Annotated in this window: 11 protein-coding genes; 1 reads left to right on the forward strand and 10 read right to left on the reverse strand. The window is 44.7% G+C overall.

What is annotated here, in order from left to right:
- Positions 1 to 17: 17 nt before the first annotated feature.
- From CXF58_RS03980 to rluF, 3 genes are all read right to left on the reverse strand, one after another.
- Positions 18 to 2294 (reverse strand): TonB-dependent siderophore receptor, encoded by a 2277-nt coding sequence (locus CXF58_RS03980; RefSeq protein ID WP_180952522.1) that lies wholly within the window; start codon positions 2292 to 2294, stop codon positions 18 to 20.
- A gap of 891 nt (positions 2295 to 3185) precedes the next feature.
- The gene (gene ppiC / locus CXF58_RS03985) at positions 3186 to 3464 is read right to left on the reverse strand and encodes a peptidylprolyl isomerase PpiC (RefSeq protein WP_102076679.1); all 279 of its coding nucleotides are present in this window, start codon (positions 3462 to 3464) and stop codon (positions 3186 to 3188) included.
- 115 nt (positions 3465 to 3579) lie between these two features.
- The gene (gene rluF / locus CXF58_RS03990; protein ID WP_102076680.1) at positions 3580 to 4578 is read right to left on the reverse strand and encodes a 23S rRNA pseudouridine(2604) synthase RluF; all 999 of its coding nucleotides are present in this window, start codon (positions 4576 to 4578) and stop codon (positions 3580 to 3582) included.
- A gap of 415 nt (positions 4579 to 4993) precedes the next feature.
- On the opposite strand from rluF, the gene CXF58_RS03995 reads away from it, so the two are divergent.
- Positions 4994 to 5989 carry a diaminopimelate dehydrogenase gene (locus CXF58_RS03995; RefSeq protein WP_102076681.1) on the forward strand — a complete coding sequence of 332 codons (996 nt, stop codon included), beginning with the start codon at positions 4994 to 4996 and terminating at the stop codon, positions 5987 to 5989.
- Positions 5990 to 6115: 126 nt separating this feature from the next.
- Here the strand turns inward: CXF58_RS03995 and CXF58_RS04000 are convergent, their stop codons facing one another.
- The 7 genes from CXF58_RS04000 to CXF58_RS04030 all read right to left on the reverse strand — a co-directional run bounded on the left by CXF58_RS04000 (position 6116) and on the right by CXF58_RS04030 (position 15631).
- Positions 6116 to 6829, reverse strand: coding sequence for a DarT1-associated NADAR antitoxin family protein (locus CXF58_RS04000; RefSeq protein ID WP_102076700.1), 714 nt, complete (start codon positions 6827 to 6829; stop codon positions 6116 to 6118).
- A gap of 248 nt (positions 6830 to 7077) precedes the next feature.
- Positions 7078 to 8397: a short-chain fatty acid transporter gene (locus CXF58_RS04005; protein WP_102076682.1), complete on the reverse strand. Its 1320-nt coding sequence runs from the start codon at positions 8395 to 8397 to the stop codon at positions 7078 to 7080.
- A 234-nt stretch (positions 8398 to 8631) separates the two neighbouring features.
- A complete protein-coding gene (locus CXF58_RS04010) occupies positions 8632 to 9885 on the reverse strand; it encodes an NAD(P)/FAD-dependent oxidoreductase (protein WP_102076683.1) in 1254 nt (417 codons plus the stop codon).
- A gap of 76 nt (positions 9886 to 9961) precedes the next feature.
- Positions 9962 to 10990: an ornithine cyclodeaminase family protein gene (locus CXF58_RS04015; RefSeq protein ID WP_102076684.1), complete on the reverse strand. Its 1029-nt coding sequence runs from the start codon at positions 10988 to 10990 to the stop codon at positions 9962 to 9964.
- Between the two features lie 237 nt (positions 10991 to 11227).
- Positions 11228 to 12514, reverse strand: coding sequence for an L-pipecolate oxidase (locus CXF58_RS04020; RefSeq protein ID WP_102076685.1), 1287 nt, complete (start codon positions 12512 to 12514; stop codon positions 11228 to 11230).
- A 14-nt stretch (positions 12515 to 12528) separates the two neighbouring features.
- Positions 12529 to 13989: a Na+/H+ antiporter NhaC gene (gene nhaC / locus CXF58_RS04025; protein WP_102076686.1), complete on the reverse strand. Its 1461-nt coding sequence runs from the start codon at positions 13987 to 13989 to the stop codon at positions 12529 to 12531.
- 151 nt (positions 13990 to 14140) lie between these two features.
- Positions 14141 to 15631, reverse strand: coding sequence for an L-piperidine-6-carboxylate dehydrogenase (locus tag CXF58_RS04030; RefSeq protein WP_102076687.1), 1491 nt, complete (start codon positions 15629 to 15631; stop codon positions 14141 to 14143).
- Between the last annotated feature and the right edge of the window lie 118 nt (positions 15632 to 15749).

Below are 15749 nucleotides of genomic sequence, written 5' to 3' on the forward strand. Positions count from 1 at the left end.
AAGTGAAAAGCGATCGATTAAAAGCGATAGGTTAATCTGCCGACTACATTCAAAGGCTCACCGTAAGTCAATTCACTAAAGGTGCTGCCCGCAAGATACTTTTGATTGAACAAATTATTCACATTAACCTGCGCTTCAAGATTGTCGTTAAAAGTATATCTTGCCATGATATTGGCAAGCGTCACGTCATCTTGACCGTACTTTTCAGATTGTTTCGTCACAGGGTTTTTGACAATACCATAGTATCCATTTGACCAGTCAACGCCGCCGCCAATGGTTAAATTAGGAATGATATGATCAAGATTATAAGTGGCAAACAGATTCAGCGTGGTATCAGCAAAGCCAGTATTGATGGTTTTGCCCTTGTTGTCTTCAGCATTAAAATGCGTATAACCAACACTCGCTTGCAGTTGGTCGCTGATTTGACCAGACACTTGTACTTCTACGCCCTGACTGGTGGCACCTTTTGCTCCGTAGTAGGCTTTCTCCAGATCGGTGCCGGGTATTATTTGACCGCCATCAAGTTGAGCAAGGTTGTCCTGCTCGATTCTAAAAATACTCACTTGGCTTTGTAATGCGCCATTATCTGACTCACTTTTTAGACCGATTTCATAGTTTTTACCTTCGATAGGATCGAGGAATTTACCGTTTATATCACGCTGAGTTTGAGGTTTGAAGATATCACTGTAGCTGGTATAAAGACTGTGATTGTCATTAATCGCATAGGTAATACCTGCGTACGGAGTCCAGATGTGTTTGGCTTCCGTGTTGACGTTACGGCCATACTGCACACCTGAGCGTTCAAAATCAGACACACGCGTGCCTAAAATAACGGCTAAAGGATCCGATAATTTGAGCTGAGTTGCTGCAAAAATAGCTTTTTCTTTGGTTGTGACATCAGAGCTGCGATTGCGCGCTCCCCATTCTGGTTCAGGATAACTGCCATCCCAGTCAGAAAAATCTGGGAGCGGCAATATACCATCAGGCGGTGACTTATAAGTAAAAGTATCAAGATCACTTTTGCTATAAGAGCCGCCTACGATGAGCTTATGCGTCTTTCCCAGCGCATCAAAATTACCGGTTAACTTGCTTTTGACATTGAACTGTTTGCGTTCGGTATCGGCATGAAATGGGTTTAGGTTAAAAATCAGTCCGGTATCAGGATTCACGACTTGGTCGCCATTGGCATACATATAAAGCAACTTTGGACTACTGTCACTCTCGTTATAGCTGGCATTGGTGGTCAAGTTCCAATCGGCATTAAAATCATGATCAATATCTGCAAAGTAATAGGTATTATCAGAATCCCAGTTTGTCCAATCTGCGCTGCCATTTTTACTGGTATCCCAATCCGCTTTTGAGCCATCACTTAGGTAGTTTGGCAAACCGCCCCACATGGTTGATTTTGATTTATTGTGTTGACGGCTAGCACCCACACTGACTGTAGTGCTGTCGCCCAGGTCCGCATCTACTGTGGCATACACTAGACTTTGACCCAGTTCTTGACGGTCGATAAAGGTGTCACCATCTTGATAACTTGCCACCACTCGGCCTCGTACCGCACCGCTTTCGCTTAATGGCTGGCTACGGTCAACACTGAGACCATATTGCCCATAACGATCAACATTGGCGGATAGCTCTGTAGCAGGAACGCTACTATCAGCCCGCTTACGTATCAAATTGACATTGGCAGAAGGGTCTCCTGAGCCACTCATCAAACCAGTCGCGCCGCGTACGATTTCAACATGGTCAAACATCGCGGTATTGGCAGAGTATTCGCCCATGGCAGCTTGCTGGACAAAATCGGTATTTAAGCCGTCAATTTGGAAGCTATTGATAGCAAAGCCTCTTGATGAAAGACCATTACGCGCGCCATCAACGCTACTTACTTGGATAGCAGGCGTGCGTTTAAGCACATCTATTAGGGTGTTTGAGTTTTGATCTTTGATTTGCTGGTTGGTAACCACACTGACCGCTTGCGGGGTTTCTCTGGCCGACAAGCTCATACCCGTGGCGCTACTGGTGACAGGGATTGTATAGCTGTCAGTATTTTCCGTGACTTGTTTATTGGTCTCTGCCATGACCACGATAGTTGGTAGCGTGGTACTTGGTTCTGACCTATTGTCGTCACGATTGATTTCAATGCCGTTGTCATCGTTTGGTTGCTGTGATACTTCAGCATGAATCATAGATGAGCTTACTGCCAACGAAGCAATGGCTGAAAGGTGCATGGTTCGCTTAACAAACCAACTTAAAGGGTTAGGTTTATGCTGTTTTCTACTTTGTGTAATCATAAACATCAATGGTATCTCAATGAAAGTGAGGAGGATTTGAGGGAAGGCAGTTATTCAAAGCAACAATGCTCACGATTACTTGTCAGCTTAATAAAACGCTATAAAAAATGAGCTATTTATTAAAGTATTGGTGATTAAATATATGGTTTGTTACATTATAGTTTGTACATGATAAAGATAATAATAATGATTATCAATACAGTATTGAAATATTTTTGATACAGTGAAGGTCTACATCGTGAGATAGCACTACTTTTTGTTAGCAAACACTATAGATAAAAATAGCACAGCAAAAAAAAGGCCACTTTTAAAAGTGGCCTCAATTAAAGATAAGCACATTATTCGTTAAAAATTAAAGGGTTGCCCTAGATGACCAGTTCATTTCTTGTTTACCCTATTGGGTGGTGTTCTAAAAAGTATGCTAGCGATAAAAATCAATAAGAAACCTATGCTAAGTTTTCTTATTCTACAGCCCTTTCAAGGCTTCAAGAATTGTTCAAACTTTAATCAGCATACTTTTTGATACACCACCCCCTATTGTTTTAGCTGTATTAGCTGTGCTCAAGAAACTGTAGAACCAAACTTAGGTAATTCCAATCGCAATTTTGGTTAGTCTCTACCCTAATGGCAATACCGAGTTTATGCTTCTTCTTGAAGTCCCTAACCTCTTTTATCCTACTTGAAGTCAGTTGCCAATGCTGCGGAGCAATAATTTCACCTTCTATCATCAAAAATTCAGCCAATAGCCCATGTTGTGACGTATTAATACCAAACTTTCAGTAATATCTAGAGGTAATGTGCTTTTTTTTGAGAGATGGGCTTATCGTTATTATTTAAGCGACTGGCGTTTTTATATAACTCTCGTGCATTGAGTAAATAAATACCTAACGCTTACGTTCTATAAAGCACTTTAACCACATGCCAGCCAAATTTGGTTTTCACTAGATGCGGGGTAAAAAGTTCGCCGCTGAAGCAGACTTTATCAAATGCTGGTACCATTTGACCTTGTTTAAACTCACCTAAGCTGCCGCCTTTTTTACCTGATGGGCAGGTTGAGTGTTTCTTAGCCAGCACGTCAAACTGCGTACCTTTTTTAAGTTTGGCCATAATGTCATCAGCCAGTTCTTTGTCTTTTACTAAAATGTGTAAGGCGCTAGCGGTACGAGCCATAATGTAAACCCTTTATAAAATATCGATTATCGCGGCATTATATCACTACTGAGTTTGGTGACTAACCTAACTTAACTTAACTGCTCTACTGCATCAAAAGTCATTACCTACTGGCCTATCGTTTTGAGGACCGCGAAGAACCTCGACCTTTTGAAGGACGCTTACCATGGGCCGCAGGTTTGCCATTGCCGCCAGACTTCTTGTTATCCCCGAAAGGACGCCTGTCTTTACCTTTAGAACCCGCTGGTTTTCTAGCACCATCTTTGGGATGTTTAGCATTTCCCTTTGCTGCGCCTGTTGGTTTTGAAGATTCTTTTGACTTTGACGAAGTATCAGTACGCGGTTTTTTTCGTGGCGCCTTACGAGATTTCTTAGCCGCAGTATTGTCTTCTGAAGAAGAGTCTTCTATAGATTTCAGTAAAACGGCCATCTCTTTTGGGGTTAAATCTCGCCAGTCTCCAACGGGAAGACCCTTAAGACTCACATTCATAATACGTGTGCGCTCAAGCTTCACGACTTCATAGCCAAAATGCTCACACATACGGCGAATTTGACGGTTTAATCCCTGTACTAGCGTAATATTAAACACGGTAGGCGCTACCTTAGTCACCGGGCACTTTTTCGTCATCCTGCCCAAAATAGGTACGCCTCCTGCTAGACCTTCAATAAAACTATCGGTTATCGGCTTATTGACTGTCACCACATAATCTTTCTCGTGGTTATTACCCGCACGCAACACCTTATTAACCAAATCGCCATTGCTCGTTAAAAAGATTAAACCTTGAGAATCTTTGTCCAGACGCCCAATCGGGAAAATGCGATCACTATGTCCAACAAAATCAACGATATTGTTTTTCTCAGAGCTTTCTGTGGTGCTCACAATCCCGACTGGTTTGTTCAATGCAATAAAAATGAAATCGTCTGCTTCTCGTGGCTCAATAAGTTGTCCGTTAACTTTTACCGTATCTCCAGCAACCACTTGCGCACCTACTTGAGCACGTTTGCCATTGACGTACACGTTACCTTGTTCAATAAAACGGTCAGCGTCGCGCCGAGAGCAAATACCGCTTTCGCTAATATATTTATTTAAACGAGTCGAGGAAGTGTTAAACATAAAGTGCCATTTTCACCTAATAAAAAGCTTTTTGTACTAAGAAAAAGACTGAATTGAATGAATAATCAATAACGAGATAGCTGACATTATATAGGAAATTCAGTAGCTATTTTAAGAGAGATGAACCCAAACCTGTTTATCATTACTAAAAACAACTTAGCGACTCATTGAGGCAGTCATATTATATAAGGTACATACTTAAACACATCTGAAATTTAGTATGACCGCGCCCTATCACTTATAAACATAATCCTCTAAAATAGATGCCATTTCTACCAATCAGTTATTCATTACAGGGCAGATTACTGCGCATACTTTATTTCACAGTAAGTATGAATTGCATAGCATTGTTACTTATTACGTATCACTTTAGCAATAACAGACTGCCCGCTTCATCAACGTAAGGCTAATCATAATGACATCAATAATTAGAGTCGCCATCGCCGGTTACGGCAACCTTGGCCGCGGTGCTCAAGCCGCCATTAAGCAAAGCCCAGACATGCAGCTGGTTTGTGTATTCAGCCGCCGCGATCCTGCCTCCGTCACCCTGATTGACGACAGTGTGCCCGTGTACGCGATGGACGATATTGTCCAATATAAAAACGACATAGACGTGCTGATATTGTGTGGCGGCTCTAAGTCAGATCTGCCTGAGCAAGGCCCAGCGCTCGCTGGTTTGTTTAATATCGTCGACAGTTTTGATACTCACGCCAAAATTCCTGAGTACTTTGCCGCGCTTGATACACCTGCCAAAAAAGCCAATAAAGTCGCCATGTTGTCTGTTGGTTGGGATCCCGGTTTATTCTCTATCAACCGCTTATACGGCGAAGCCATTTTACCCGTTGGCGAAACCTACACCTTTTGGGGCAAAGGCTTAAGCCAAGGACATTCAGATGCCGTACGCCGCGTGGATGGTGTTAAGTCAGGCGTGCAATATACCATTCCCTCAGAATCTGCGATGGAAAAAGTACGCAATGGCGAGCAGCCAACGCTAAGCACCCGCGAGAAACATACCCGCGAATGCTATATCGTGCTCGCTGATGGCGCCGATAGCGATAGCGTACGCAACACCATCGTCACCATGCCAGATTACTTTGCCGACTACGATACCACAGTGCACTTTATTGACGAGCAGACGTTTGAGCGTGACCATCAAAAAATGCCGCATGGTGGATTCGTTATTCGCAGTGGTGTGAGCGGCATGGATGATAAGCAGAATAATCAAGTATTAGAGTTTTCATTAAAGCTTGGCAGTAACCCCGAGTTTACCTCAAGCGTACTCGTAGCCTATGCCCGCGCTGCTTATAAAATGAATCAAGCAGGAGAGAGTGGCGCAAAAACCGTCCTCGATGTCGCGCCTAGCTTGTTATCGCCTAAAACGCCTGCCCAGCTGCGTAAAGAGTTGCTGTAAGTACTGGCTATGAATTAGAAATAACAATCTCCACGCTAAAAACAGAAAGCACCAAGCCATGCAAGCTCGGTGCTTTTTTTATGCTTAACTTTCTTTATACTTAGTAACTTAATTAAAAAACACCAATCACAGCAAACCATTTTCCAGAAGTTTAGCGGTATTACTGACTTTAAAGTCATGGTATAAATCATAAAACACAATCGGGTCTTCAACGCCATCAAGCAACCCACGTTTATTGAGCGCGACAAACATCGCTAGCGAATAGGCCGCACAATGGATAGATTTTTTGGGATTAAACTCACGATCGGTAAAGGCCTGATACTGCATAACATCTTCATTTAGCTGAGGATTTTGCTTGAGCGCATTGACATACAGCCAATCATAAAACGCGGTTAATGGCTCAAGACTCCACTCCATGCCAAAATAATCATAGCCAATCAGCTCACCAGAGGTTGTTAAGCGCTCGTCTTTTTTGGCCTGTCTTGGTGCGACGGTCAGTAAGTCAGGATACGGCCCACCGTGCTCGAATACTTTACTGGCTTGCAAAGCATTTTCGACACTATAGGCTTGACCGTCATGCTCATTGGTAATTTTTAAGCTTAATGGACTGAGCGGGAAACTCAATTTATTGCCAGATTTGCTAGACAGCTCTAAGACATGGCTAAAGCCATATTTTTTGCGAATGACTTGATGCATATCATTGATGGATTTTTTCTTTTGTCTACTGGCAAACCCCACATGGCGCTCAAACCTCACCATGTCCGTTTTGACCAAATTGTCACTATTGACTCTAGGCATAAAGACCGGTTGGTGCTCTACCGCGCTTGGCGTTTGTTCCATAGGATTCTGTCTTTGTTGCATCGTGATACGCCTTATATCAATGGTCTGGTATAAATATTTGGTTAAGAGAATTGATACGCTGCTTTATCAATGCTGCTTTAAGCGATTCATTTAATTTTAAGATAGCTATGATACCCCATTAGGGTGCGCATTTCATGGGGCGATATTATTTTTTGCGTAAGGCGTTTTGGTTTTTCAAAAAAAAGCCTTACCTATAAACTAGGCAAGGCCATCACTAGGAGTTTTATTTATAAGAACAACAACCCTAATCCAATCACAACGCCGCTGACAATCAGGACAATGACACAAAAACCCATGATATCCTTGGCCTTGAGTCCAGCGATTGCCAAGGCAGGCAACGCCCAAAACGGTTGAATCATATTTGTCCAAGCGTCACCCCACGCTACCGCCATCGTAACTTTGGCGGGATCACTACCGAGCATCTCCGCCGCCTCTAACATAATTGGCGCTTGCACGGCCCATTGTCCGCCACCTGAGGGAACGAAAAAGTTAACCAGTCCTGCACTTAAAAAAGCAAAAAGCGGAAGCGTATCCACTGTCGAGACGTTGACAAACGCTTCTGACATCACTCCGGCCAAACCAGAAGCCGTCATCATGCCCATAATCCCGGCATAAAACGGGAATTGAACGATAATACCGCCCGCCCCTTTGACCGCTTCTTGTATGGCAGTCAAATACTTACGCGGCGTTCCATGGAATATAATCCCAAGAAATAAAAACATGAAGTTCACCAAGTCGAGCGTTAAAGCAAAGCCGTTCTGCACGAAATAGTAAACGATAAAAGCAATACCCAATAAGCCGATGACCATGGATAAAATCCAACTATTCTCTAAACGCTCCGCTGGGGTCATCGCTGACTTTGCTGGAAGCGCTTCAACGATAGGATCTACGAGAAGTTTTGGATCTACCGTAATCGTATCTTCTTTTTTCGGCATCATCAGACGATTTAATAACGGCACGATAATGACCAATGCCGCGACGATAATTAAGTTATAGCTCGCAAAAATGGTAGCACTCGTTGGAATCACCCCAATTTTATCGACGAAGGGATGGCCTTCTGTTGCAATGGATAACGGAATCGAGCCAGAGAATCCTGCATGCCAAATGATAAAACCAGAATACGCACTGGCAATCAGCAAACGGTAATCCACATTTTCGACACGTTTTGCCAATTCTTTTGCGAATAACGCGCCAATCACCAAGCCAAAGCCCCAGTTTATCCAGCTAGCGGCAAGGGATACCAAGGTGACCAATATAATCGCGCTACTGGGCGACTTTGCAAAGCTGGCCAGTTTACCCAGCGCTTTTTTAAATATCGGGCTACTGGCCAACACATAACCCGTGACCAGCACCAACACCATTTGCATCGAAAACGCCAGTAGTGCCCAAAACCCTTCGCCCCAAAACGCCACCATCTGTATCGGTGAGGAATCGGTCAGACCCAAGCCCATGACAAAAATAACCAAGGTCAAGATAATGACAAATAAAAATGGATCGGGTAAATATTTCTCCATTAAGCTGTTTGAGAAGCGTGTGATTCCTTTCATGTTTAAACTCCCTTTTTTATTTACATTTGCACGTCTTTCCTAAGACTAATGTTACCTCATTTCTATTTTTTTAGGGTGTTTGAATGACTATCAATAATATTAACGGCACGCCATAAGCGCTACGATAACGCACCGTATCTTGCTTATTAATCAGTAAGAATGGAAATAAAATGCATGATGCAAGAAGGAAAGATAGGAGAAGCAGCAAAGGGAGGAAGTCGCTTTGGAAAACGGTTAAAAACTAGCAGTAAAACGATGACTACTAAATGGCTTAGCATCTATAAGTAATGGTTTATTATGAATCATCTCTTCGATAAGACGCCCTGTGACTGGTCCTAATGTCAGCCCTTGATGAGCATGACCAAACGCAAACCACAAGTTATCATGTTTTGATGCAGGGCCAATCACTGGCTTCATATCTGGCATACAAGGCCTTGTCCCGCACCATGATTCAGCCTCCACGGCATCTTCAAGTGGCACAAGCTTTCTTGCATGAGTCAGCACGGCTTCTAGTTGGTCAAATTTTTTTGGCGCGTCTAAATTTGCCATTTCAGCACCCGTGGTAACTCTGATGCCTTGCTCCATTGCACCCATCACAAACCCTTCATCGACATCAAATAAGCTGTGTGAAAGGGCGTTTTTAGGTGTGATCTTAAAATGCTGATGGTAGCCACGCATAGGAAACATCGGTATGTTATAACCCAGTGGCTTGATAAGCTCAGCTGACCAAGGCCCTGCCGCTATCACGACATGCTGACAGACGTAGGTATCATCGCCGCATACAACTTGCCAGCCTTCTGCCATTTGCATAATGTCTGTCACGGTTAACTGCTTAATCTCGCCCGCCATCGCTGCAAAGCTTTTTGCATAGGCTTTTACAAGGCGACTGGGATTTTTTATTTGCCACGAGTTTTTCCAGTGGATACCGCCAATATAATCGGTAACGTTCAGATTGAGCTCTAGGGCTTGCAGCGCTACTAGCGATAGCACTTGATACTCTACGCCTTGCTCCGCAGCCTTTACGGCTTTGCTAATAGCTTTTTCAAAAGCAATCGAATGACGATGAAGCTCAATCCAGCTTATTTTACTGACCAACGCTTCTGCGCCAGCCGCTTTAATCAACGGCTCGTGCTCATTGGTACAATGCTCAATCAGCGTCGCCCATTCTTTATCGATGACTTCAACATTTTTTGGGCTGGAATGTAGCCAGTACTGAAATAAAGGGCGCTGAAAACCATAAATTGCCGACCAACGGTAGCGAATATCGGTACGGTTGTTTGGCAATACACTAAAAATCTCTTTAACACTTCGCGGAAAAGGTTTGGTATTGACCGCTTCTCTGGTGATAATGCCCGCATTACCATAGGAGGTTTCTTCTCCTGGGAGCTTTTTATCGAGTAACAGCACCTGCGCATTGTTTTTTTGCAGATGCCACGCGATAGAGGTTCCTACGATGCCTGCCCCAACTACAATCACGTCATAGCGCATATCAATACTCTTCGAGATCGTTAGACCAAAATAAAATCGTTGTCTTAAAAACTGTTACCTTAATAACAGCCAGATTTTATAACGCAATAAACTGGCCCAAATCTTCTTTTTTGGCCTTTTGAGCAACCTTTAACGCGACGGCAGCATCGAAGCTTGCCGCGCCAATCGACTTAAACAGCGTGATACCTTTATCAGCATTTAGGTCAATTTGCACTTTTTCATTGACCAAATCACTTAGCGTTCCCGTCAGCTTATCCCACGTCCAAGTACTATCAGCGTCTTCATGAGCTTGGATCAAATCACCCGCTTCATGCAAGCCGCCCTCGGCGTCATCGATAATAACAGACGTGCTGGCTTCTATCACCGAATTGCTCACTTCCTTCATCGATGCTTGATAGGCGCCAACGGCATTGATATGAGCGTCAGCTTTTATCTGCGCCGCTTCGAACAAGCCTGACGTCGCGCGCGTTGCCAAATTGATAATATCGGCGTCTTGAATCGCCGCTTCGATATCGTCACACACCGTAAAATCAACGTCCCATTGTGGGTAGTCTTTTTTAAATTTAGCTTGAAAATGATGCGCGGTCTGCTTGGTTCGGTTCCAAAGATTCACCTGTTTGATATTTGGACGTACGGTAAGAATAGCGTTGAGCTGTTCATACGCCATACCGCCCGTGCCGACCACTGCTGCCACCTGACTATCGGGATCGGCTAAATATTTAGTCGCGATGCCAGACAGCGCCGCGGTACGTACCTGGGTGATATAGACCCCATCCAAAAAGGCCAACATCTCTCCTGTGTCATTGTCGGAGACCGTGACATTGGCCATGGTTGTTGGTTTATCACGCTTAGGATTGTCTGGACAGATAGTGACCAGCTTGACGACTGCATATTCATTAGTACCGTCAAATACCACTGCCGGCATGGATAAATGGCTACCGGAGCTCTTTGTGCTACTTTCCTCAAAAGTCGGAATGACAAGGCGTTCAGGCGTTTTAACCCAAGTCGGATGCTCGCCTTGCACGTTGAGTAATTCCTCAATCGCCTCAATTGCCATCGACATGGTCAGCTGTTTTTTTACCGTATGAATGTCTAAAAATCGCATAATGTTCCTTAAACTGCCCTGTAATTTTATTATTAATAATCCCTAAATGTGACATTAAAAAAGCTAACAAGCAACCTGCTATTTATTAAAGCTTTTATCACGGTTTATAATTTTAAAATATTCTTAGCGATAAGCTTAAATGTATGACTTACAACGACGGCCATATTGGCTATGATATTTATAAAAATTTAGTCGAATTTTAACCAAGTAAATAACCACACTATGTAAATAAACATGCTATCTGATAATTTTAAGACACTGACCAGCATGGTATAAAGTCAGTCCCAACTCTGTAAAGCCCGATTTAATGCCTGCAAAAGGGATTTTCGCTTCTTCTAACGTCTTAAATGGAATAGGAATACTGTCTCTATTACCGGTCAATATATACTCCGCGAAGCATTTACCCATGAGCGTACCGGTAGTGATGCCGCGACCATTATAGGCGGTCGCGGTCAGCAAACCTTCATCGGGCTCCATCACGCGAAAGATATGATCTTGGGTAAAGCCAAAGCTACCGCACCACTCATATTGCCAATTAAAGGCAGGCAGATCTGGATAATAGCTCTCTTGCACCGCATTGGCCCACGCTTGATAAAAGGATTTTGGTTTCATCTGCGTACCACCAACTGTGCCCAATAATAGGCGATTGTCATTATCACGGCGGAAACTTGATAACGCCAAACGGGTATCCCACGCCCCTGTTTTATAAGGTAAAATGCGCTCTGCCGCCTCGCCGCTCAGTGGTTCAGAGGCGATTTGATAGTAATAAACCAAATAAAATGTTTTCTTAATTTCTGTCCATTCGCCTTCGCTATAGGCATTGGTAGCGATGATGACACGCTCAGACTTGACGCGCGCTTTGGCGGTTCTTGCATACCAATGACCGTCCACCTTTTCTAGTGTTTCAACGCCAGAATGCTCGTAGATCGTTACGCCAAGATTGGTGGCCACTTTGGCAAGCCCTCTGACATACGCCAGCGGATTGATGGTACCTGCTCGGTGGTCTAATAAGGCTTTATTAATACTGGTGGTACCGCAGTATTCATGGCATTTGCTGCCAGTCAATACCTCAACATTGGCACCGCGGCGGCGCAGCTGCTCGTATCTGATATCGACATCGATTTCACCTTTGGCATTATGGGCCATGTGAAGGTTGCCCGCTTGGGTGGCTTGGGCGTCGATATCATAGCGTTTGATTAGATCAAACACCAAACTTGGTGCTTGTCCAAGCGCTTGGGTCAAACGCTCACCGGCTGCTTCACCCAGACTGATATTCAAGTCATCAGGGCGCGCCCAAGTTCCTGCGTTCACGAGCCCAACGCTTTTTCCCGAGCCGCCACTACCGATGGTTTGGCTTTCAAGTAAGACAACTTTGACGCCTTTTTCAGCCAGATGAATAGCCGCCGACAACCCAGTATATCCGCCGCCAATAATGCACACCGCCGCTTGGGTATCGCTACTCATTTGGCTATAAGCGTCAATATTCGGCGCGGTCATGTTCCATAAACACTGCTCTTGCAACATATCATATTCCTTTATTAGCGCGCTTCATTGACAGAAAAAGCAACGTCAACCTCTTCCACCTCAGGCTCTTCGCGCGGTATAAATTTATCAAGGAACGCCCATAACAGTCCAAATAAAGGCGACAACCAACACGCAAACGCAAAAGGTGCATAGGTCAATGTTGCTATCCCAAGTGTCGCTGCCACAAAGCTACCGCCCATATTCCACGGGATAAGGGGTGACAAAAGCGTACCCGCGTCTTCGATAGAACGCGTCAAGGTCGTGCGCTTATAGCCCATATCTTTATATTTGTCTTGCAATAAACGCCCTGGCAAAACACAGGTCGTGTAAACATCACCAATCAGCGTACCGACACTCAGCACACTGCCGTACGTCGTAAAAACCAACCCCAAACGCGATTTTACGAAATGGTTAATTTTCGCCATGATGGCTTTGAGCGTACCGTAGTGCTCAAGCGCCCCAACAAAACCCAAAGCAAATATCGTTAAGCTGATCACCCATGTCATCGACATGACGCCGCCCTTTGACAATAACTGATCTACCACTTCAAAACCCGTCTCACTGACAAAGCCATTTTGTAAAACATTAAAAACATCACTCACGCCCACGCCTTGCATAAAGACGGCAATCACTGAACCTACGAGCACACCGCTTAATACGGTCGGTATCGCTGGCATTTTCATCACAGCGGCGACAATAACCACTAACGCTGGCAATAAGGTGATGATACTTAAATTGTAATTGGCCGCTAAGTTATCCTGCAATGCACGAATAGAAGACAAATCGATACTATCGTCACCATAACCCATGCCAATCCAAGCATAGAGCGCCAACGCCGTAATCATGGCGGGCACGGTCGTCGGCAGCATACCTTTGATATGATCCCAAAGGTCTACACCCGCCGCGGCTGGGGTTAAGTTAGTGGTATCTGATAACGGTGACATTTTGTCGCCAAAAAAAGCACCGGAGACGATAGCACCACCTGTTAGATGTGCGGGAATACCCAGTCCCATGCCAATTCCCATCATCGCAAGACCCACGGTACCAACCGTGCCCCACGAGGTACCCGTAGCGACAGAAATAATGGCGCAAATAAGACAGACGGAAAATAAAAACGAGGAAGGCGAGAAAATACTAAAGCCGTAGTACAGAATGGTCGGCACGGTTCCGGCGATAATCCATGCGCCGATGAGCATACCGACGCCCATCAGGATAATCATCGCTGGCAAACCGATTTTGATGACCTTTAAAAACCGCTCTTCCATACCTTGCCAACTGCGGCCACGCAGCTTCATAAACAAACCGGTGATTAAAATACCGCAGGCTAAGGGTATGTGAGGGGTGAAATCTTTGAAGACGAAAAACTGTATCATCAGAATGATGGCAGTCAATACAAGCGGCGCGATATCAAGTAAAAAGCTAGACGACGGATCATAACCGTCTATATCGGGTTTATACGTTTTATCATCGATCATAATAGTTCTACCTTCCTTAGTAGTCGTCGATGGGAGTGGCAACCAATCCTTGATTGCTTATTATTTTTGGTCCGCCAAGCTTCTATAAAGTACGCTTGGCAGTTTATTGATAAATACATCAAATTAGCAAAAGTTTGTACTCACCTTTTTATTAACCAAAGCTAATACCTTGGGCAAGTGGCAGCTCTTTTGAGTAGTTGATAGTATTGGTCTGACGGCGCATATAGACCTTCCATGCATCAGAGCCAGATTCACGGCCACCGCCGGTTTCTTTTTCACCGCCAAACGCGCCGCCAATCTCAGCGCCACTGGTACCGATATTGACATTGGCAATACCGCAATCACTACCGCGGTCACTGAGGAAAGTCTCCGCCTCACGCAAATCATTGGTAAAGACGCATGATGATAGGCCTTGCGGCACATCGTTTTGCATCTCAATCGCTTCATCAAAGTCTTGATAGGTCATGACATACAGAATCGGCGCAAATGTCTCACTTCTGGCGACATCGTTTTGCTCGTCAAACTCGACAATGGCAGGCGTTACGTAATAGGCGTTAGGATATTTATCTGCAAGGACGCGCTCGCCGCCCGTGACCGTGCCGCCTGCTTCTCGCGCTTTTTTCAACGCTACTTGCATATTATTAAAGCTGTCTTCATCGATAAGCGGACCGACCAGATTGCCCTCTAGTGGATGACCGATGCTAACGGTTTCATAAGCGGACTTGATGCGCGGTAAGATGTCGTCTTTGATAGACTCATGCACAAATAAACGGCGCAATGTCGTACAGCGCTGCCCTGCCGTCCCAACCGCGGAGAATAAAATGCCGCGTAACGCTAAGTCTAAATCGGCACTTGGTGCCAAGATCATGGCGTTGTTACCGCCAAGCTCAAGCAAGCATTTACCAAAACGATTGGCAACTTTTGGCCCGACTTCTCGGCCCATACGCGTACTGCCGGTGGCGCTCACCAAAGCAACATCTTTATGCTCAACCAAGGCGTTGCCTACATCGGTTTTACCGAGTAAGATTTGTGATAGATGGTCTGGCGCATCGCCGAATTTGGCCAAGGCTTTTTCAAACAGTGCTTGACAGGCCAAAGCGACAAGCGGGGTTTTTTCTGATGGCTTCCAAATCACTGGGTTACCGCAGACGATAGCCAGCGCGGTATTCCAAGACCAAACCGCAACGGGAAAGTTAAAGGCTGAGATGACACCAATCACCCCGAGCGGATGCCATGTCTCACGCATGTGATGGCCTGGACGCTCTGACGCAATCGTCAAACCATAAAGCTGACGCGACACCCCGACGGCAAAGTCGCAAATATCAATCATTTCTTGCACTTCGCCTAGGCCTTCTTCTTTAATCTTGCCCGCTTCAAAGGATACCAGCATGCCCAAGTCTTCTTTATGCTCGCGCAGCACTTCACCGAGCAAGCGCACCAGCTCGCCACGTCTTGGCGCAGGCACCACGCGCCACTCTTTAAAAGCTTTTTTAGCATTGGCAATCTTGGTGTTGACCTCATCAACGCTGTCCAAGGTTATGCTACCAATCACCGAGCCATCAATCGGGCTATTGACGTCAAAATCACCATTTTGATATTGCACTTCTTCGACGCCCATCGCGGCCATATACTGCTTGATCATAATCCATCCCTTTTATTAATTTATACTTCCTTGAAGACTTATTAACTTAACTTGCACCCGGCTAAGTTGCAAAATAATTAATTTCGTACTGCCATTCCTTTTTGGAATGCTCATTAAT

The organism is Psychrobacter sp. Sarcosine-02u-2 (genome assembly GCF_002836335.1).
GTDB lineage: Bacteria > Pseudomonadota > Gammaproteobacteria > Pseudomonadales > Moraxellaceae > Psychrobacter > Psychrobacter faecalis.